The sequence below is a fragment of the Pseudomonas sp. TE3895 genome (assembly GCF_056278855.1).
The window spans coordinates 4990875-5010162 of record NZ_JBWBQE010000001.1 but is presented as its reverse complement, the minus strand read 5'-3'; the positions used below and the strand labels follow the sequence as shown (position 1 = coordinate 5010162).

Below are 19288 nucleotides of genomic sequence, written 5' to 3'. Positions count from 1 at the left end.
CGGAGATGGCACCGGCGTTGCCGGTGTTCGCGGGTAAACCCGCTCCTACAGCGGCCTGTGTCCAACCACCGATGTGTGTTTACCACCGATCTGTGTAGGAGCGGGTTTACCCGCGAATACGGTAGCAGCGGCAACAGTGAACGGCGGGTGGAAATTGGGTAGCAGGCCCGGCCCATTCGCGGGTAAACCCGCTCCTACAAATCATGAAATGTGCGTCATTTATACCTGACGAATGACGGCGTAATGCTACGCTCGCGGAAATACTCAGCACGGATACTTACCATGGAAATGAACTGGCATCAGGCCCTGCAAGAGAGCCTAAGCTGGCTGGCAATCGCCTCGTTCATCACCCTTGTCAGCTTCACTGCAGCCGCAACTCTGGCCGTGCGTTGTACGCGCTGGGGCAGCCAGTTCTGGCAGCTTGCCGGGCCCTATTTCAGTTTCAGGCGCAGTTGGCGGCCGTTGCTGGTGTTTGCCCTGCTGCTGATCCTGACGCTGTTTTCGGTTCGCCTGAACGTGCTGTTTTCGTTTTGGTACAACGGCTTCTACAGCGCCTTGCAGGGCCTTGACCAGGCGGCGTTCTGGTACCTGCTCGGCGTCTTCGCGGTGCTCGCCACCATCCATGTGCTGCGCTCGCTGTTCACCTTCTATGTCAGCCAGGCATTCAGTATCAAGTGGCGGGTCTGGCTGACCGAGCGCCTGACCCACGACTGGATGCACGGCGATGCCTATTACCGTGGCCAGTTCCTTGCCGAGCCAGTGGACAACCCTGACCAACGTATCGAACTGGACGTTAACGCTTTTGTCACCAACTCGGTCACCCTTGCCCTGGGCGCAGTCAGTGCGCTGGTTTCGCTGGTGGCGTTCACCGGCATCCTCTGGGGGCTGTCGGCACCGTTGACGGTGGCCGGCGTAGAGATTCCTCGGGCAATGGTATTTGCCGTTTACCTGTATGTCATCGTCGCCACCTGGGTCGCCTTCCGCCTTGGGCGCCCGCTGATCCGGCTTAACTTCCTCAACGAGAAACTCACCGCCAACTTCCGTTACGCGTTGATGCGTCTGCGTGAGAACGCCGAGAACATTGCCTTCTACCAAGGTTCGCAAGTCGAGCGGGGCACGTTGCTCGGCCGTTTTGCTGCCTTGATCGTGAATGCCTGGGCATTGGTGTACCGGAACTTGAAGTTCAGTGGCTTCAACTTGGGTGTCAGTCAGGTAGCCGTTGTGTTTCCGTTCATTCTTCAGGCGCCGCGCTTCTTCAGTGGGGCGATCAAGCTGGGCGACGTCATGCAAACTTCCCAGGCCTTTGGGCAGGTGCAGGATTCTTTGTCGTTCTTCCGTGAGTCGTACGATGCGTTCGCGCAGTACCGCGCGACCCTTGACCGTCTCACCGGCTTTCTCGATGCCAACCAGCAGGCAAGTGCGTTGCCGCGCGTCACCACCGAAGACCAGGCGCATGCGCTGCAGATCGCGGGCTTGCAGGTGCTGCGCCCGGACGGACATGCCCTTATCGCCGACCTGGACCTGAGCCTGCATGCCGGCCAGGCGTTGTTGATCAAAGGGCCATCGGGCAGTGGTAAAACCACGCTGCTGCGTGCCCTGGCGGGTCTTTGGCCGTATGCCGAAGGCAAGGTCAGGCGGCCAACGGGGCATCAGGCACTGTTCCTGTCGCAACGCCCGTACCTGCCGCTGGGTGACTTGCGTACCGTCATTGCCTACCCGGCAGCCAGTAATTCCAAGGATGAGTTGCTCATGCAGCAGGCACTGCGCCAGGTCAACCTGGCCCACCTGGCCGAGCGTCTGGACGTCAGCTGTGACTGGTCACACATCCTCTCGGTGGGCGAGCAGCAGCGTCTGGCGTTCGCCCGGGTACTGTTCAACCGGCCTGAGGTGGTGTTTCTCGACGAGTCCACCTCGGCGATGGATGAGGGGCTCGAGCATGCCCTGTATGCGTTGTTGCGTTCGGAAATGCCGAGTGCATTGCTGGTCAGTGTCGGCCACCGCAGCACGCTGGCAGCGTTCCACACCCACCGGCTTGAGGTGGATGGGCATGGCGGTTGGTCGTTGCTGGAGCAGGAGGCTGCGCTGGCCTAGTTCGGCTTGAGGGGGAGATCGCCATCCAGCATCGCGATCAGCTTGGCCCCTTCACTGCGTGCATTGCCGACATCCTTGGTGACCCGAACCACTCGAACGCCTTCACCGGCAGGCCGTGCTCCCTGGCCAGGCGTTCGACCCCTGCGGCGGGAGCGTTCGGGTTACAGGATGGAACTGTTCAACCTGCGTGCGCTGCAGCCGTGAACCGCCAGGCTAGCCAGGTTCAGCGCAGCAGCGTCAGCCCTGCAAGGGTGGTGACGGCAAACCCTGCACCAACCAGGAAGGTTGCCTGGAACCCCGCACTCTCCCACAGCAATCCGGCTACCACGCTGGCTATCAGCAGTGCCGCACCGGTCAGCAGGTTGAACAGGCCGAAGGCGGTACCGCGCAAGTTGGCGGGGGCGCTGTCGGCAATCATGGCAGAGAAGATGCCCTGGCTGAAGCCCAGGTGCAGGCCCCAGGCCGTTACCCCAAAGGCAAGCCCGACCCATCCTGGCAACAGGGCCAGCAGCAGGTCGGCAGTGATCAGCAGGCCTAGCCCGGCCATCAGCACGCCACGGCGCCCCACTCGGTCCGACAACACGCCGGCAGGGTAGGCCGACAGTGAGTAGGCCATCGCCATCAATACCAGTACCGCCGGCGCCCATAGCGGCGTCAGGCCTATGTTCTGAGCCCGCAGCAGCAAGAACGCCTCGCTGAAACGGGCGAGGGTGAACAACGTGGCCAGACCGATCAGGCGCCAATAGACCGGCCCCAGGCGACGCAGCGCGTGCAGTGCCAACGGTGAGCGTACCGGACGCCCCATAGCTGAGGTTTCAGGTTCGTGAACGAAGGCAACTAGGATATACACCGCCACGAACGCCGGGATAATAGCTACCCAGAACACGGTCTGGAAATGGCTCGCTGTCAGCCACATCAACACGATCGCCAGCAATGGCCCGAGGATAGCGCCCACGGTATCGAGCGCCTGACGCAGGCCGAACGCTGCGCCGCGCAGCTCGACCGGCGTAACATCGGCCACCAGCGCATCGCGGGGTGCCCCCCGAATGCCTTTGCCGACACGGTCGACGAAGCGTGCCGCAGTCAGCCACTCAAGTCCGGAGGCCATGGGAAATACCGGCTTCATCAGCGCACTCAGGCCATAGCCGATCACTGTCAGCAGCTTGCGTTTACCCAGTCGGTCGCTGAGGGCGCCAGAGAACACCTTGGTGAACGATGCGGTCGACTCGGCGATTCCTTCGATAAACCCCACCGCTATCACCGAAGCGCCGAGCACACTGACCATGTACAGAGGCAGTAAGGCGTGGATCATCTCCGAGGAAATGTCCATCAACATCGACACGAAGCCCAGCGCCCAGATGCTGCGGGGCATCTTCGGCAGGCTTTTGGCAGTGCTTGCGCAGCTGTTGTCATCGCCACGCATCTGGGCGCTCCGCAGCGTTGTACGTCGAAACTGTAGATGCCTGCACACAGGATGCAAATCGGATAGGTGGATGGCAGCAACAGCCTGCGGACATGACTGAACTGTCCATGAATGCAGGGTGGTCATTCCGTCATAGGGTGCCTTCGCCGGTGTTCGCGGGTAAACCCGCTCCTACAAGGCGAGCGCGAAGGCTTATCAAATGTTGAGCAAGACCGTTGCTCCGACAGCGAGGCTCGCAAGCCTCGCTGTGCCAAAGATCACGGTTCAGCAAAGTTCAGTTACAAACATGTAAACTTCGTAAATAAGATTTACTCGCATTTGCGACTCTCTATATTTACCACCCCTGTTGGCCGCCAAACTGAGTGCGGGGCCGGTGGGCGAGGGCTCCCGGTTTCCGACAGGGATGTGCCTTTTCGCTCATGAATCGCAGGAGATGTACCCATGCAGTGCAGAACTTCACCCAACAGCCTGGCCCTGGCGTTCGTTGCGCTGGCGTCGCCGTCCATGCTGGCGACTGCGGCAGAGTCCGAGGAGCGGCGTGCGGGTGAGGTCCTGGAAGTGCCCGTCGCCGACAACGCGCTGGTGATCCAGGACACCCTGATCACCGCCGAGCGCGAGGCGCGACAGGCCCTGGGCACGTCGATCATCACGGCCGAGGACATCAAGCGCCACCCGCCGGCCAATGACCTGTCCGACATCATCCGCCGCGAGCCCGGGGTTAACCTGACCGGCAACAGTGCCAGTGGCGCACGCGGAAACAACCGGCAGATCGACCTGCGCGGCATGGGCCCGGAGAACACGTTGATCCTCATCGACGGCAAGCCATCCAGCGCGCGCAACGCTGTGCGCTATGGCTGGAACGGTGACCGTGATACTCGGGGTGAAACCAATTGGGTGCCGGCCGAAGCGGTCGAGCGCATCGAGATCCTGCGTGGCCCGGCCGCCGCACGCTACGGCTCCGGCGCCATGGGCGGGGTGGTCAATATCATCACCAAGCGTCCTTCCGACGAGCTGAAAGGGAGCGTCAGCCTGTACACGCAACTGCCCGAAGACAGCGCAGAAGGCGCCAGCCGGCGAGCCAACTTCAACCTCGGTGGCGGCCTGACCGATAACCTGGGTTTGCGCCTGTACGGTGGCCTGGCCAAGACTGACGCCGACGATCTGGACATCAACGCCGGGCATGCCACCAGCGCCCTGGTTGCGGGGCGAGAAGGCGTTCGCAACAAGGACATCAACGGCCTGCTCAGCTGGAAACTGAACGACGAGCACCGCCTCGAAGCCAGTGCCGGCTACAGCCGTCAGGGCAACATTTTTGCCGGCGACACCATGAACAGCAACGGCGGCGGAGACGTCGACTTCGTCTCCAGCCTCTACGGCCACGAAACCAACGTGATGCAGCGCAGTACTTATGACCTGACCCACCTCGGTGATTTCACCTGGGGTACCAGCAAGACCACACTGGCCTACGAATACGTACGCAACTGGCGCCTTAACGAGGGCTTGGCTGGCCGCACCGAAGGTGCCCCAAGCGACGAAGGTGGGGCCATGTCCCGTTTGCGTAACACACGCCTGAGCAGTGAGGTGAACCTGCCGTTCGCCATGGGCAGCACAGAACATGTGCTTACCTTGGGTGGCGAGTACCTGTACGAAACCCTCAACGACCAAGGTTCGTTGCGCCCGCAAAGCTCCGACCCCACCCACAATGACGGCCTTGTCGGCTTCGATCGCAGCAGCTCGAAGATGACCGCACGCAGCTATGCGCTGTTTGTCGAAGACAACATCATCGTTGGCGACACCACCCTTACGCCGGGCCTGCGTTTCGACCACCACGAAAGCTTCGGTGACAACTTCAGCCCCAGCCTGAACCTGTCGCACAAGCTGACCGAAGCGCTGTCGGTAAAAGGCGGCATCGCCCGTGCCTACAAGGTTCCGAACCTGTACCAGTCCAACCCCAACTACCTGCTGTACAGCCGCGGTAATGGCTGCAGTGTGCAACAGGCCAACAATGGTGGCTGCTACCTGCAGGGCAACGCCGACCTCAAGCCCGAGATCAGCGTCAACAAGGAAATCGGCCTGCTGTACGACCGGGGTACCTGGCGCACCAGTGCCACCTACTTCCGCAACGACTACAAGAACAAGATCATCGGTGATACCGATGTGCTTTACACCATGGGTACCGGCAGCCGCGTGACTCAGTGGGACAACGCCGGCAAGGCGCGGGTGGAAGGTGTCGAAGGCAACTTCTTCATCGAGTTGGCCCCGACCCTGGACTGGAACACCAACCTGACCTGGATGCTCGACAACGATGATCGCGAAACGGGCGAGCCGCTGTCGGTGATCCCGGAATACACCGTCAACACCAGCCTCGACTGGCGCGCGACCGAGCAGCTGTCATTCCAGGTAGCGGGTACTTACTTCGGCAAGCAAAAATCGCCGACCTACAACTACCGCACCCAGCAGGACTACGACAAGGCCGCCCAGCAGGACGTCGAGGCCTATGGCCTGGTGGACGTGAGCGCCGGGTACAAGTTCAATGCCAACTACGACGTGCGGGTGGGCGTGAACAACGTCTTCGACAAGCAGATCCTGCGCGGCGGCAACGCCAGCAGCTCGGGGGCAAACACGTATAACCAGCCGGGCAGGGCGGTGTTTGCTGCGCTGAATATCAACTTCTGATCCAAAGGGCCGCCCTGCGGCCCAATCGCAAGTCAATCGGGTCGCGAATGGCCGGCGACATTGTTGCAGCCAAACGTCTCGCAGCGTGCTAAACCATGCACCCCAGCCCGCTGCGAGAAATGCCTGGTGAAAGCCATACGCCTGACCCTGATTTGCCATGCCCTGACCCAGGCCCAGAAGAACGGGCGCCTGCACCATACGGATGATGGCATCCTGCCGCTAGCCCGACAGGCAGACGCCGACCGATCAGGCGTGCAACTGCTGAGTGCGCCAGAGCGGCGGGCCTGCGAGACGGCGGCGTGGTTAACGGGGGCGGTACAGGTCGAGCCGGGCTTGGCCGATTGCGACCTTGGGCGTTGGCAGGGTTTGTCTTTGAAGCAGCTACAAGCCGAGCAACCGCAGGCGTTGGCAGAATGGCTGCGGGATCCGGCCAGTGCCGTGCATGGTGGCGAGTCGTTCGCTGCGCTATGCCAGCGCCTGGCCGCTTGGCTGGCGGCCTTTGACAGGCCGGGTGACTGGCTGGCCGTGACCCACCCGATGGTCATACGCGCCATGCTGGTACAGGTGCTTGGGTGTCCGATGAGTGCCGGGCAGCGAATCGACGTGCTGCCGCTGTCACGTCTGCAACTGAGCTTTACCGGGCAGTGGCGGTTGCGCCTGGGCTAAGGCTCAGAACGCCAGCTTGTAACCGATCAGCAGCAGCATCGTTGCCAGGCAAGGGCGCAGCACGCGGTCGGAGATTCGCCCGGTGAGGTGGCTACCCAGATAGATGCCTGGCAGCGAGCCCAGCAGCAGGTAGCCCAGCAGCGACCAATCCATGTTGCCCATGCCCGCGTGGCCCAGGCCTGCTACCAAGGTCAGTGGCACGGCGTGGGCAATTTCGGTACCGACCAGGCGACGGGTGACCAGGAACGGGTACAGCAGGAACAGCGCCACTGTACCCAGGGCGCCAGCACCGATGGAGGTGAGGGTGACCATGATTCCAAGCACCACGCCGGTCAGCACTGTGAGGGTGTTCAGGCTACGGTCGCTGAGGTGGTAGTGATCACCGGCATGGCGGCTGGCGAAGGCCTGCAGGCGCGATTTGAACAGGATGGCCAGCGCGGTCAGGATCAGCACCACCGCCAGGCCTTGCTTGATGATGGCGTTGAGCGCCGAGGTATCGGTGTGCAGGGTGCTGAGGAACCACAGGGTCAGCGCCGCTGCGGGCACGCTGCCCAGGCTGAGCAGGCCGGTGATCTTCCAGTCGATGTTCTTGTTGCGCGCGTGCACCCAGACACCACTGGCTTTGGTGATCGCTGCATACAGCAGGTCGGTACCGACAGCGGTCGCCGGGTGGATACCAAACCACAACAGGATCGGGGTCATCAGCGAGCCGCCACCGACGCCGGTCATACCGACGATGAAGCCCACGACCAGGCCAGCAATGGTGAAACCGAAAGAACCTACATCCATACGCTACTCGACTGCCCAACTTTGCCCGTTATCGGATGCCAGTCAGCATATAGATTTTTTTATAGCCAAATAGACTTGTTCGTTATTAGGTTATAACCGGGTTTGCCTTGGGCGGGCGCGACCGATCAACGATCAGTCATCACCACCATGACATGGGCATCACCACCGTCATCACTTTCCGACAGGTAGATGTGCCCCACCTGGCTGTCGAAATACGCCGTCTCCTGCGGCCCGATGCTGACTGCTTCGCCGGTCTCGAACTCGATGCGCACGCGCCCGCTCAGCACCAGCGCGAACTCTTGCCCGGGGTGGCGGATAAAATCGTCGAACTGGCCGCGTTCCCGGGCGATGATGCGGGCATAAGCCGGTGTCATGCGTCGCGCGGGGAAATCCCCGGCAATTGGATAATAGTCGTAGGTGCCGGTCGAATAACCCGCCGCTGCGGGCAGTGAGTCAACCACCACGGTCACCGGCACCGGGGCGCTGACTGTGCCGCTGGCGCGGAACAGCTGGGCAATATCGACATTCAGCGCCCGCGCAGCAGCGGCCAGTTTTTCATAGCTGACCGACACCTGCGCCAGTTCCATCTTCGACAACGTGGACAGCGGCACACCACTGGCTTCGGACAATTGCTTGAGGGTCATCTGGCGCGCCTTGCGCACCTGGCGCAGGCGCTGGCCCACTACTGCACGGTCAAGCTGGGGTAGAGCTGAAGGCATTCAGGGATCTCGGCATGCGGCGTTGGTCGGGCATCTTACCTTGGACCCTTGCGCATTTCTAAATTCTCATATATTAGAATTCTCATAAATGATAATTAGCCTGGCAGGAGCGTGCATGACCCCGACCTACGACACCCTGATCATCGGTGCTGGCATCGCCGGCGCTTCGCTGGGCTACCGCCTGGCCGGTCAGCAGCGCGTGCTGCTGGTCGAGCGTGAATCGCAGCCTGGCTACCATTCCACCGGGCGTTCGGCGGCCATGTTCATGGAGGCTTACGGCACCCCACAGATCCAGGCACTGACCCGCGCCAGCCGAGCCTTCTACGAAGCGCCACCGCAGGGCTTCTGCGAGCACCCGCTGCTGGAGCCGCGAGGCTGTCTGTATGTGGCCAGCCTGGAGCAACGTGAACTGCTTGAGCAAACTTATGCGCAGAACCTGGCCAATGGCACAGAAGTCAGCCTGCTGGACCGGGACGCGGCCTTGGCACTGATACCCAGCCTGCGTGGCGAAACCCTGGCCGGCGCGGTGCTTGAGCCAGGTGCGATGGACCTTGATGTACATGCCTTGCACCAAGGCTTCTTGCGGGGTTATCGCACCGCCGGCGGGGAACTGCGCTGCAACGCCGAGCTGATCCAGGCCTGCTACCTGGACGGCGTGTGGCAGGTGGAGTTGGCCGATGGCAGCCGTTTGCAGGCCCGATGTCTGGTCAATGCTGCAGGTGCCTGGGCGGACCGTGTGGCCGAGCAGTGCGGGGTGGCGCGCATCGGCTTGCAACCGTGCCGCCGTAGCGCGTTCACCTTCCCCGGCCCGGCAGAACAAAACTTTGCCCGCTGGCCTGCAGTGATTGGCGTCGATGAAAGCTTCTACTTCAAGCCTGATGCCGGCCAACTGTTGGGGTCTCCAGCCAATGCCGACCCGGTCGAGCCACAGGATGCCGTGCCCGAGGAGTTCGACGTGGCCTTGGGTATTTACAACATTGAAGCCATGACCACCTTGGCGATCCGCCGCCCTAGCCACACCTGGGCCGGGCTGCGTTCATTCGTTGCCGACGGCGACCTGGTGATCGGTTTCGATGCGCATGCACCCGCGTTTTTCTGGCTGGCGGCCCAGGGTGGCTATGGCATCCAGTCGGCAGCGGGGGCCTCGCGCCTGGCCGCCGACTTGCTGATGGGCCAGCCCTTGTGTCCCGACCTTGTCAGCCAGGGCGTGGCGCCCGAGCGCCTGTCCCCGGCCCGTTTCCAGCAACCCTGAAAGGAGCATCCCATGAGCAATGACATTCAGCGTTTCCCCAGCAGCTTGCCGTTCCCGTTTTCCCGCGCCGTAAAGGCCGGTGGCTTTCTGTTCCTCTCCGGGCAGGTGCCGATGAGCGCTGGCGGCGAAGTGGTGCGCGGTGATATCCAGACCCAGACCCGTGCTGCCTGCGAGCGTATCGCCGAAAGCCTGGAGGCCTGTGGCGCACGTCTCGACCAGGTGGTGAAGGCCACGGTCTGGCTGTCGGACATGCGCCATTTCGCCGGCTTCAACGAGGTGTACAAGGCGTTCTTCGGCGCGGCGCTACCGGTGCGTTCCACCGTGGCTTCGGCGTTGGCCCTGGGCGTGGATGTGGAGATCGAAGTGCAGGCGTTCGTCGGCGACGCCTGACAGGGCAAAGAGCCCGTGTAGAGGCGGCCTTGTGTCGCGATGGCCTGCAAGGCCGCCCCTACAACCGGTATGCGACGGCGATGACAAAACAACAATAAATCCAGAGGTTCACATGCAAGAGCAGCTGAAGATCGCCGGCGCATTTGTCGGCGTGATCGTGGGGGCGGGGTTCGCTTCAGGGCGGGAACTGTTGTTGTTCTTTGTCGATTTCGGCGTGTGGGGGTTGGCTGGCGCGTTGGTCAGCGCCGCCTTGTTCACCTTCCTCGGCATGGCGTTGGCGGGGCTGGGCAATCGCCAGCAGGCCACCTCGCACAAGGATGTGATCCTGGCCATCTGCGGCCGTCACCTGGGCATGTTCGTCGACTGGTTGATCACCTTTTTCATGTTCGCCGTCACCGTGGTCATGCTGGCCGGTGGTGGTGCCTTGCTGGAGCAGCAGTTCGGCATCCCGGCCCTGACCGGCAGCGTGCTGGTGACGCTGGTGGTAGTCGGTATCGTGTGCCTGGACGTGCGCAAGATGATACTTGCAATTGGCGCCATCACCCCCTTGCTGATCCTGGTGGCTTCGGCAATAGCGCTGTATGCCGTGATCACCCGCGAGCAGAGCTTTGCTGCGCTCGATCAGGTGGCCAGCCAGCAACAGGCCGGCACCCGCCATTGGCTGCTGGGGGCGTTCTTGTATGTGTCGTATAACATCGTCGCGGGTGCGCCGATCCTGGCCATTCTGGGCGGTTCGGCCAAGGGCGAGAAAGCCGCGGTGTGGGGAGGCCTGCTCGGTGGTGCAGCGCTAGGCGGCCTGATGCTGGTGATGAGTGCCGGGCTGCTGTCGCGCCTGGACAGTGTGGCCGACCAGCCGATGCCCATGCTGTCGATTGCCAACGAGGTGTCACCACTGCTGGGGTTGGTGATGTGCCTGATCATCTTCGGCATGATCGTCAACACCGCGGTGGGCACGCTGTTTTCCTTCCTCTCGCGGCTGTTACCGGCGGGCACGACGAAGTTCCGCTGGGGCTCGGTGGTGACCGGGGTGGTGGCGTTCGGCTGTAGCCTGGTGGGGTTCATCAGCCTGGTGGGTGAGGTGTACCCGTTCTTCGGTTACTTGGGCTTTGTGCTGATGACGGCGGTATTGCTGGCCTGGGTACGGCGGGGCAGGGCTGCGAAGGCGGTGGCTGCATAAGGGGCTGGTACAGGCGACAACAGGCATAGGCCGTTGCCGCCTGAACCCGGCGTTTAAATCCTGAAGCTGCCCACCAACTGCTTCAAACGCCCAGCCTGCTGGGCCAGCTGGTCGCAATGGCGCAGGGTCTCGTTGAGGTTCTCCACCCCTTGCTGGTTCAGGGCGTTGATCTGGGTGATGTCCAGGTTGAGGCTTTCGACCACGGCGGTCTGTTCTTCGGTCGCTGTCGCCACCGACTGGTTCATGCCATCGATTTCGCCAATGCGCTGGGTCACGCTGGCCAGGCGTTCGCCGGCCTGGTTGGCCACCTGTACGGTCTGCTCGCTGGAGACTTGGCTGGTGTTCATGGTATGCACCGCTTCGCGCGAGCCCACCTGCAGGCTGGTGATCATGCGGTGGATTTCTTCCGCCGACTCCTGGGTACGGTGCGCCAGGTTGCGCACCTCGTCGGCCACCACGGCAAAGCCACGGCCGGCCTCACCGGCACGGGCCGCTTCGATGGCGGCGTTCAGTGCCAGCAGGTTGGTCTGCTGGGAAATGCCCTTGATCACGTCGAGGATCTTGCCGATTTCGTCGGTGCTGGCGTTGAGCGTTTCGATCTGCGCGCACGACTCGCTGATCCGTTGCGACAGGGCAGTCATGGCGCTGATGGCTTCTTCAACCACTTCACGGCCACCGTGCGCCTGTTCGCTGGCACCGCTGGCATGTTGCGAAGCATCTGCGGCGTTGCGGGCGATTTCCTGGGTGGCGGCGCCCAGTTCGTTGATGGCCGCAGCGACGCTGTTGGTGCGCATGCTCTGTTCTTCAGAACCGCTGATCGACGCATTGGACGCGCTGACCACTTTCTCCGAAAGGTCATGCACCAGGCGGGTGGCCGAGGACACTTCGCTGATCGAGGCATGGATACGTTCGACAAAGCGGTTGAACGAGGTAGCCAGTTCGCCGAATTCGTCCTTGTTCTGCACGGCCAGGCGGCGGGTAAGGTCACCTTCACCCTCGGCGATGTCGCGCATGGCGCGGCCCATGGTGGTCAGCGGGCTCATCAGCACCGGAATCAGCAGGCCGAGCAGGCCGGCGATGGCGGCCACGGCAATCAGCATGGCAATGATCGCCGAGGTGCGGAACTGGCTGAGCGCGGCATAGGCCTTGTCCCTGTCGATCGACAGCCCGATGTACCACTGCGCCGAAGGCAGGCCGGCCACCGGGGCGAACGAGATGATGCGGTCCTGGCCGTTGAGGGTGACATCCTGCATGCCGGCGGCAACCCGCAGGTTGCTGCCTGGGTAGATGTCCTTGAGGTTCTTCATCACCTGGTCTTTGTTCGGGCTGACGATCACCTGGCCATTGGCGTCGGCCAGGAAGGCGTGACCGATGCCGCCGAAGTCGACCGAGTTGATGATCTCGACGAGGGTGTCGAGGGTAACGTCACCGCCGACCACACCGATCAGTTCGCCATTGCGCTTGCTCTTCACCGGCGTGGCGATGGTCACCATCAGGCCACCGACTGCCCCCTGGTACGGGGCGGTCAGCACGGTCTGCCCGGCGTTGGCGGCGGCGCCATACCAAGGGCGCTGGCGCGGGTCGTAACCGGCGGGCATCTGGGCATCCGGGCGCTGGGTGAATTCGCCGTTGGCCTGGCCCAGGTAGGTGAACAGGAAATTACGCGTGTAGGACGGCTGCTCGATCAGCCCTGCCAAGGTGTCGCCGGCGCCTTGCTGGCCGATGTCCTGGGCCAGGTTCTCCAGCACCAGAATGCGCCCGCTCATCCAGTTCTGCACACTGCTGGCGGTCAGTGCACCGGACTGCTGCACCGAGGCTTCGATATTCTGGCGGATGGTATTGCGTTGCAGGTAGTCGTTGTAGAGCGTGAACAGGGCAAATGCCAGGACCACGACGCCGCAGGCGCTGAGCAGGATCTTGTGGCGAAATTTCAGGTTCATGTTTCGAGACCTTGAGCCAATGAGGGGAGGGCGCAGCGCGCTCATGACGCGATGCGGGGCCTGTCGACCGAGATATCGGCTCGAGGGGTAAAAGATTGAAGTGCTTAGAGAAATTTCTTACAGGCGTTTCGACGGACGGCAGTCACGGGGCAGCCAACTGCTCGATCAGCAGGCGTGCGGCTTGCTGCAGCGGCTGTTGTTTGCGCCACAGGATATGCACGGGCAGTTGCAACGCGTTGTGTGTATTGCGGAACTCCAGGCGCACCAGACGCCCGCTGGCCAGCAGCGGCGCGACCCGCGACAACGGCAGATCACCCCAGCCCAAGCCAGCTTCAACCATCTGCAGCGCCAGGTCGAAGCTGTCGGTGGACCAGTGTGTGGCGCCGATCAGCGGGCGAGGGTCAGCCAGAGGCAGATCGCGGCTGCGCACCAGAATCTGACGCACCTGGGTCAGGTCCTCAAGGTAGTGTATACGCCCCTCACGCAAGGCCGGGTGGGCCGGCGACAGGATGGCTACCAGCGACTCCATGCCGATGTGCTGGAAGCCGCGACGGGCATCGACCTGCAGGCCGGCAAAGGCTATGCAGAGGTCGGCACGACCGCTGTCCAGCAAGTGCAGGGCTTCTTCCTGCGGGGCGCTGAGCAGGGCAATGTCCAGCAAGGGGTGGCGCTCACCGAGGTTGGCGATGGCCGCCAGCAGCGGGCGGTGATCGATGTCGGGTACCACCGCCAGGGTCAGGCTGCTCTCCAGTCCTTGGGACAACTCCAGGGCATGAACCTGCAGCAGTCCCAGTTGTTCGGCAATCAGCCTGGCGTGTGGCTCCAGGGCCAAGGCCTGTGCGGTTGGCCGAACTTCACGCGGGCCACGTTCGAACAGGCTGTAGCCAAGTTCTGCTTCAAGGTTGCCAATGGCCATGCTCACGGCTGAAGGCACGCGCTTAAGGGCACGTGCAGCGGAAGAAAACGAACCGTGGTCGAGCACGGCCAGAAACAGCTGGATGTTGTCGCTGGAAAAGTTCATGGCAGCCTCCTGTCAGTTGATCTGACAGCTGCTGACTTTTGCTGTCAAGTGCATTGAAGCATGATCGCCGCGTCGCTTTTTGTCTTTGGAGGTAACCTGGGTGCAGGGATTGAAACGCAAGCTGGTCTACGTGACTTTCTATGAACTGATCGGGCTGTGCATGTCGACCCTCGGGCTGGCCTACCTGTCAGATACGCAGGCGTCGCATACCGGGCCCTTGGCGGTGATGATCACCACCATCGCGATGCTCTGGAACCTGATCTACAACACCCTGTTCGAGTACTGGGAGAGCCGCCAGGCCAAGCGTGGGCGAAGCGTGGCGCGGCGGGTTGTGCATGCCATCGGCTTCCAGTTGACCCTGGTGGTTTACTTGATTCCGCTGATTGCCTGGTGGCTGGACATGACATTGCTGGAGGCGCTGCTGGTGGATATGGCGTTCATCATCCTGGTGCCGTGCTACACCTTTGCCTACAACTGGGCGTTTGATCGTGTGTTTGGCTTGCCAAGCTCTGCCCTTGCCACAGCTTGATACAGCCTTGCGCTGCGAAAACGCCGGCACAGGCCGCCACTAAGGTGGCAGGCGAATGATCAAAGGCGCCTGCTGCTGCTGCTGCTCGACCTGCTGCTCCACCGGCCGCGGCGCACTGGCCAGCAAGCTGTCCTCAACCTGCCCCGACAGGTAATAGACCCCCGCCATGGCCCCGCTCTGGCGGTTCTCCATCAACTCCTGCCATTCCTGGTTCAACGCCACGTTCAGGATCACCCGCAGCTGTTCGACCATCTGCGGGTGATCACGGTCATGGGTCATCATCCCGTAACCGGCTGCAGCAATCGAAATCATCGCCCCTGCCACCTTGCCCACTGCCGATGCCACGGCACTGGCGATACCGCGCGGGGCCAGGGTGGCGCCAAGCTTTTCGCTGGCCTGGGTGGCCACCGAGTTGAGCCCGACATCGGTCCTGCCAGGGCCTTTGCTGGCCTGCTGATGCAAGTGCTGGCGCATGGCTTGCCAGGCCGGTTGCTGGTCCAGTGACTTGGCCCGCAGCAGCTGATACAGGCTGGCATTGCGCGCATCCGGTGGCCCCAGGGCGATGGCGGGGATACGGTTGAGACGCTGGCTGAACTGCTCGGGCGGCGCGTTGTAACGGCTGATGATGGCCGGCAGTTGCTGGCCGAGCAGTTGCAGGTACAGTTCGCAGGCGCGGTCGCGGATGCCCTCGGGGTTGATCTGCTCGGCTACCGGCTCGATCACCCGCGCGTGATACTGCTCCTGCAGGTACAGGGCCAGGCGTTTTTCTGCCGGTTCCCGCCCCTCGCCACTGTCGAGCTTGTACCAGGCCACCTTGAGGGTCAGCCACTGCTGGGTCCAGTAACCCGTGAACCAGGGGATGAAGTCGCTTTCGGTGCGTTGCTGCACCTGCTCCTTCCACACCCGCATGGAGCGCCGGGCATAGTCGTTGGCCGAGCCGGCGGCACCGACCGAGGCATCGATCAGTTCCTGGTCGATGCGTTGCCAGGCCGCGGGGGTGAGTATTGTGGGCGGCGGCGGGGCAGGGGGGCGCTTGCTGGTACAACCGCCGAGGGCCAGCAGAAGGCAGAGCAACAGGAGGACTCGAGAACTCACGCGACCGCCTCCCTGGTAGAGGCTGGGGGGGTTCTCGAAGTATAGGGTGGGGTTATTGGGGCTGCTGTGCAGCCCATCGCCCGCATCCGCTCTGATGCAGATGGTTGCGTGAGCGCGGCCTGCGTGGGAGCGATCGCGTCCGTTTGGTCGGGTTATTCCAGGTCGAGCTTTTCTTCCAGACGGTCAAGGTGCCTGTGCATCAACCCCAGCGCCGCTTCGGCATCACCTTGCTCCACGGCATCGATGATTGCCGCATGCTCTTCCCACGCGCAGTGATCGCAGCACGGCGTTTCGTAGCGAGCGATGATCAGCGAGGTCATCGGCACCAGCCCATTGAGAAATCGCGCCAGTGGTGCATTGGCCGCCACCTGCGCCAGTTTCAGGTGGAACTCGCCGCCCAGGCGGATCGCTGCGCAGCGTTCGCCACGCTCATGGTGCTGGCGCTCGCGCTCCACCAGTTGCCGTAGCTGGCGTACCTGCGCCGGCCGGGCGCGTTGCGCGGCCAGGGTGATCAGCGTGGTTTCCGCCAGGCGACGGGCACTGAGCACCTGACGTGCCTGGTCTGGGTCGGGTGCAGCCAGATGTGCGGTGTGGCTGGGGCGCTGTACCACTACCTGCTGGTCGGACAGGCGCCCCAGCACGCGGCGGATCACCGTGCGGCTGACACCAAAGGCATGGCCCAGCGCCTGTTCGGGCAACAGACTGCCCGGCGGCAGGCGCTGTTCGAGAATGGCGTCGAACAGCCGCGGATAAATCTGCTCGGCCGACAGGCGGGTTTCGCCGGCCGCGAGCAGGGCAGGCAAGTGGGGGGCGGCGTTCATGGGCACTCTCCTGAGGTCATGGATGTGGATGTTCGTCCGGGATATTCAGCGCGATGCCCATGCGCAGCCCTTCGGCCACGATGTGCTGACGCATCTGGGCACTGGCCTGGGCGCTGCTGCGTTCGCGAATGGCGCGCACCACCGCTTCGTTTTCCTTCAGCCGCGCGGCCAGGTGCTCTGGCGAGTTGCGCAGCATGTCGGCGCTTTGCTTCAGGGCATTGCCGGTCTGCTGCACCACACTCTGGAAAATCGGGTTGGTGGTCAGGGCGAACAGCGCCTCATGGAAGGCAATGTAGGCTTTGACCCCGGCCTCGCTGTCATCGGCCTCCAGCGCTTCGCGCATGTCCATCAGGGTCAGGCGCAACTGGCCGATGTCCTGGCTGTTGGCCGACTGCGCCACCAGGCCGACGATGAACGGTTCGAGTGTGTAGCGCAGTTCCAGCACGTCGGCCAGGCTGGCCGCAGCGCTGGTTTCCACGCCCGACGGCTGGGCATCGGCATCCAGCACCAACACGCCCTTGCCGGGTAACGAGCGCACCAGGCCCAGTGTTTCCAGCACGGTTACCGCTTCGCGCAGGCTGGGGCGGCTGATGCCCAGTTGTTCGGCCAGTTCGCGCTGGCCTGGCAGCATGTCGCCGGTGCGCCATTGGCCGCGGGCCAGGGCCTGGCGGAGTTTTTCCACCACTGAGTTGACGACGGTTGATGAGCTGATCACGGTTCGCTCCTGGAAGGGCCGGCGTCATGCCGGCCACGTTCGCTCAGAATTCCTGTTGATGGGCGTTGGGTTGCTTGCGTGGCGTGGGGGCAAAGCCAGGCTTACCGTCGAGCACGTTCTGCGCACGCTCCAGGTCAATGTCCTTCTCCCAACGGGCAATGGCCACGGTGGCCACGCAGTTGCCGATCAGGTTGGTCAACGCCCGGCCGATACCCATGAACCAGTCCACCGCCAGCACCAGTACCAGGCCTACCACAGGGATCGCCGGTACCGCAGTCAGGGTGGCGGCAAGAATCACCAGTGCCGAGCCTGGGATGCCGTGAGCCCCCTTGGAAGTCACCAACGACACCAGCAGGATGGTCAGCAGGTCGGTCATTTCCAGTGGCGTGCCGGTGGCGTTGGCGATGAACACGATCGCCAGGGTGAGGTAGATGGAAAAACCATCGAGGTTGAACGAGTAGCCGGTAGGGATCACCAGGCCGACCGTGGAACTGCCGATGCCCAGGTGCTCAAGCTTGCGCATGATCTGTGGCAGCACGGCGTCGGAAGAGGCGGTGCCCAGGACGATGGTCAGCTCTTCACGCAGGTACTTGATCAACGGCAGCAGTTTCAGGCCCGACAGGCGCATGACGGTGCCCAGCACGATCAGCACGAAGCCGGCACAGGTCAGGTAGAACAGCGCCACCAGCCCGCCCAGGTGCTGCAGCGACGCCAGGCCGTACTTGCTGGTGGTGAAGGCGATGGCACCGAACACGCCGATCGGCGCCAGGCGCACGATCATGCCCATGATGCGGAAGATCACATGGCTCAGTTCGTTGATCAGTCGCGAAATGCCGGCGGCCGAGTCACCTACCAGGTTCAGCGCACTGCCGAACAGCACCGAGAACAGCAGCACCTGAAGAATGTTGTTGTCGGCGAAGGCACCGATCACCGAGGTGGGGATCAGGTCCATGAAGAACGCCGTGGCGCCATGGATGTGCTGGCCGCGCTCGGCCAAGCCGTTGGCATCGGCGGCGGACAGTTGATCCAGGTGAATATTGGCACCGCTGCCAATGCCACTGGTGAAGGCGAACACCAGGCCGATTACCAGCGCCAGGGTCGTCAGCACTTCGAAGTAAATCACCGACTTCAGGCCGATGCGCCCGACCTTTTTCAGGTCACCCGCCCCCGAAATGCCGCTGACCACCACGCAGAACACGATCAGGCCGATGAGCATCTTGATCAGCTTGATGAAGCCGTCGCCGAGGGGTTTGAGTTGCAGGGAGAGGTCGGGGAAGCTCAGACCGCAGGCGATGCCGAGGGCAAGGCCGAGTACGACTTGCAGGAAAATCGAACGCGAGCACCATTTGAGCATGGGAGGAGTCTCTGATCGGTGTCCTTGCTTCGGTAGCCGCACGGGGCGAAAGAGCGCAGGACTTAATTATTGTGGTCTTACCGGTTTGTTCAGCGCGAGGCCATAAAAGCGCGAAAAATACCTGATTGCAAGGTTTTTTGGCCTTACCGGTCTGACCAGTTGTGGGGCAATCCAGCCTGCCATGCTCTAGTTCGGTGCGTGCCGTGAAAGGGGGCGCTTGAAATAGCTCAGGGCTTGGCCAGTGCCTGGTCCACTGCTGCAATCAGCTTGCCAAGATCTTTGGGTGGGGCGTTGTGGATGACACCGAACAGGTAGGCGCGCTGCTCCTCTTCGTCGTCCGGTTCAGCGAAGAAGTCCTTGGGCTTGACGCCCAGCACCTGGGCAAACGCCATGATTGCATCGATGCTGGGGGTGTAGGTGCTGGTTTCGAAACGGCTGATGGTCTTGGGGTCGAAGCCGGTTCGTTCAGCCAGTTGTGCCTGGGTCAGGCCCGCCAGCTTGCGGTAGCGGCGCAGGGCGATACCCAAAGCTGATCTCGTCATCGCTTAATTCCCATTTAGAATCAAGAACTTAACGATATCTATCAATGTGGCGCAACGCCATGATCGATCACCTTTGTTTTATTTATGT

16 protein-coding genes and 2 pseudogenes are annotated in these 19288 nt (G+C 62.5%); 7 read left to right on the top strand and 11 right to left on the bottom strand.

All coding sequences use genetic code 11. From position 1 onward, the window contains the following. Positions 1-282 precede the first annotated feature (282 nt). A complete protein-coding gene (locus ACZ889_RS22710) occupies positions 283-2091 on the top strand; it encodes an ABC transporter ATP-binding protein/permease (RefSeq protein ID WP_476257831.1) in 1809 nt (602 codons plus the stop codon). A 223-nt stretch (positions 2092-2314) separates the two neighbouring features. On the opposite strand, the gene ACZ889_RS22705 is transcribed toward ACZ889_RS22710, so the two are convergent. Beyond that, positions 2315-3514 carry an MFS transporter gene (locus tag ACZ889_RS22705; RefSeq protein ID WP_476257830.1) on the bottom strand — a complete coding sequence of 400 codons (1200 nt, stop codon included), beginning with the start codon at positions 3512-3514 and terminating at the stop codon, positions 2315-2317. 441 nt (positions 3515-3955) lie between these two features. Here ACZ889_RS22705 and ACZ889_RS22700 point away from each other — a divergent pair, with 441 nt between their 5' ends. Both ACZ889_RS22700 and ACZ889_RS22695 read left to right on the top strand, forming a co-directional pair. After that, on the top strand, positions 3956-6190 hold the full coding sequence (locus ACZ889_RS22700; RefSeq protein ID WP_476257829.1) for a TonB-dependent siderophore receptor: 2235 nt from the start codon (positions 3956-3958) through the stop codon (positions 6188-6190). Between the two features lie 126 nt (positions 6191-6316). After that, entirely contained in the window at positions 6317-6856 is a 540-nt protein-coding gene (locus tag ACZ889_RS22695; RefSeq protein ID WP_476257828.1) for a histidine phosphatase family protein, read from the top strand. Positions 6857-6859: 3 nt separating this feature from the next. On the opposite strand, the gene ACZ889_RS22690 is transcribed toward ACZ889_RS22695, so the two are convergent. Beyond that, positions 6860-7645, bottom strand: coding sequence for a sulfite exporter TauE/SafE family protein (locus ACZ889_RS22690; RefSeq protein WP_003250191.1), 786 nt, complete (start codon positions 7643-7645; stop codon positions 6860-6862). Between the two features lie 125 nt (positions 7646-7770). Beyond that, on the bottom strand, positions 7771-8364 hold the full coding sequence (locus tag ACZ889_RS22685) for a helix-turn-helix domain-containing protein (protein WP_012053085.1): 594 nt from the start codon (positions 8362-8364) through the stop codon (positions 7771-7773). 115 nt (positions 8365-8479) lie between these two features. Between ACZ889_RS22685 and ACZ889_RS22680 the strand changes: the two genes are divergently transcribed. The 3 genes from ACZ889_RS22680 to ACZ889_RS22670 all read left to right on the top strand — a co-directional run bounded on the left by ACZ889_RS22680 (position 8480) and on the right by ACZ889_RS22670 (position 11183). Continuing rightward, complete coding sequence (locus tag ACZ889_RS22680; protein ID WP_180689564.1) at positions 8480-9616, top strand: NAD(P)/FAD-dependent oxidoreductase; 1137 nt, start codon at positions 8480-8482, stop codon at positions 9614-9616. 12 nt (positions 9617-9628) lie between these two features. Beyond that, positions 9629-10006 carry a RidA family protein gene (locus tag ACZ889_RS22675; protein ID WP_003250199.1) on the top strand — a complete coding sequence of 126 codons (378 nt, stop codon included), beginning with the start codon at positions 9629-9631 and terminating at the stop codon, positions 10004-10006. Between the two features lie 112 nt (positions 10007-10118). Beyond that, complete coding sequence (locus ACZ889_RS22670; RefSeq protein WP_012053083.1) at positions 10119-11183, top strand: YkvI family membrane protein; 1065 nt, start codon at positions 10119-10121, stop codon at positions 11181-11183. 53 nt (positions 11184-11236) lie between these two features. Here the strand turns inward: ACZ889_RS22670 and mcpA (ACZ889_RS22665) are convergent. From mcpA (ACZ889_RS22665) to ACZ889_RS22655, 3 genes and pseudogenes are all read right to left on the bottom strand, one after another. Further along, positions 11237-11833, bottom strand: a pseudogene (mcpA, locus tag ACZ889_RS22665) (methyl-accepting chemotaxis protein McpA); the annotation flags it as partial. A 258-nt stretch (positions 11834-12091) separates the two neighbouring features. Continuing rightward, a pseudogene (mcpA, locus tag ACZ889_RS22660) lies at positions 12092-13123 on the bottom strand (methyl-accepting chemotaxis protein McpA); the annotation flags it as partial. A 142-nt stretch (positions 13124-13265) separates the two neighbouring features. Then, positions 13266-14144 carry a LysR family transcriptional regulator gene (locus ACZ889_RS22655; protein ID WP_476257827.1) on the bottom strand — a complete coding sequence of 293 codons (879 nt, stop codon included), beginning with the start codon at positions 14142-14144 and terminating at the stop codon, positions 13266-13268. Positions 14145-14244: 100 nt separating this feature from the next. On the opposite strand from ACZ889_RS22655, the gene ACZ889_RS22650 reads away from it, so the two are divergent. Beyond that, positions 14245-14673, top strand: coding sequence for a PACE efflux transporter (locus tag ACZ889_RS22650; protein ID WP_014861849.1), 429 nt, complete (start codon positions 14245-14247; stop codon positions 14671-14673). A gap of 39 nt (positions 14674-14712) precedes the next feature. Here ACZ889_RS22650 and ACZ889_RS22645 read toward each other — a convergent pair whose 3' ends face one another. The 5 genes from ACZ889_RS22645 to ACZ889_RS22625 form a co-directional block, all read right to left on the bottom strand. After that, entirely contained in the window at positions 14713-15768 is a 1056-nt protein-coding gene (locus ACZ889_RS22645) for a hypothetical protein (RefSeq protein WP_476257826.1), read from the bottom strand. Between the two features lie 152 nt (positions 15769-15920). Beyond that, positions 15921-16589 carry a GntR family transcriptional regulator gene (locus ACZ889_RS22640; protein ID WP_003250210.1) on the bottom strand — a complete coding sequence of 223 codons (669 nt, stop codon included), beginning with the start codon at positions 16587-16589 and terminating at the stop codon, positions 15921-15923. A gap of 16 nt (positions 16590-16605) precedes the next feature. Beyond that, a complete protein-coding gene (locus ACZ889_RS22635) occupies positions 16606-17304 on the bottom strand; it encodes a FadR/GntR family transcriptional regulator (protein WP_010953230.1) in 699 nt (232 codons plus the stop codon). A 43-nt stretch (positions 17305-17347) separates the two neighbouring features. Then, complete coding sequence (locus ACZ889_RS22630) at positions 17348-18658, bottom strand: C4-dicarboxylate transporter DctA (protein ID WP_012053078.1); 1311 nt, start codon at positions 18656-18658, stop codon at positions 17348-17350. Positions 18659-18885: 227 nt separating this feature from the next. Further along, complete coding sequence (locus ACZ889_RS22625) at positions 18886-19200, bottom strand: helix-turn-helix domain-containing protein (RefSeq protein ID WP_003250216.1); 315 nt, start codon at positions 19198-19200, stop codon at positions 18886-18888. Positions 19201-19288 lie beyond the last annotated feature (88 nt).

Bases quoted from the DNA above. Each gene is read 5' to 3' on its own strand.
- ACZ889_RS22670 (WP_012053083.1), top strand. From the start codon at position 10,119: ATGCAAGAGCAGCTGAAGATCGCCGGCGCATTTGTCGGCGTGATCGTG.
- ACZ889_RS22710 (WP_476257831.1), top strand. From the start codon at position 283: ATGGAAATGAACTGGCATCAGGCCCTGCAAGAGAGCCTAAGCTGGCTG.
- ACZ889_RS22680 (WP_180689564.1), top strand. From the start codon at position 8,480: ATGACCCCGACCTACGACACCCTGATCATCGGTGCTGGCATCGCCGGC.
- ACZ889_RS22700 (WP_476257829.1), top strand. From the start codon at position 3,956: ATGCAGTGCAGAACTTCACCCAACAGCCTGGCCCTGGCGTTCGTTGCG.
- ACZ889_RS22630 (WP_012053078.1), bottom strand. From the start codon at position 18,658: ATGCTCAAATGGTGCTCGCGTTCGATTTTCCTGCAAGTCGTACTCGGC.
- ACZ889_RS22690 (WP_003250191.1), bottom strand. From the start codon at position 7,645: ATGGATGTAGGTTCTTTCGGTTTCACCATTGCTGGCCTGGTCGTGGGC.
- ACZ889_RS22640 (WP_003250210.1), bottom strand. From the start codon at position 16,589: ATGAACGCCGCCCCCCACTTGCCTGCCCTGCTCGCGGCCGGCGAAACC.
- ACZ889_RS22655 (WP_476257827.1), bottom strand. From the start codon at position 14,144: ATGAACTTTTCCAGCGACAACATCCAGCTGTTTCTGGCCGTGCTCGAC.
- ACZ889_RS22685 (WP_012053085.1), bottom strand. From the start codon at position 8,364: ATGCCTTCAGCTCTACCCCAGCTTGACCGTGCAGTAGTGGGCCAGCGC.
- ACZ889_RS22625 (WP_003250216.1), bottom strand. From the start codon at position 19,200: ATGACGAGATCAGCTTTGGGTATCGCCCTGCGCCGCTACCGCAAGCTG.
- ACZ889_RS22705 (WP_476257830.1), bottom strand. From the start codon at position 3,514: ATGCGTGGCGATGACAACAGCTGCGCAAGCACTGCCAAAAGCCTGCCG.
- ACZ889_RS22675 (WP_003250199.1), top strand. From the start codon at position 9,629: ATGAGCAATGACATTCAGCGTTTCCCCAGCAGCTTGCCGTTCCCGTTT.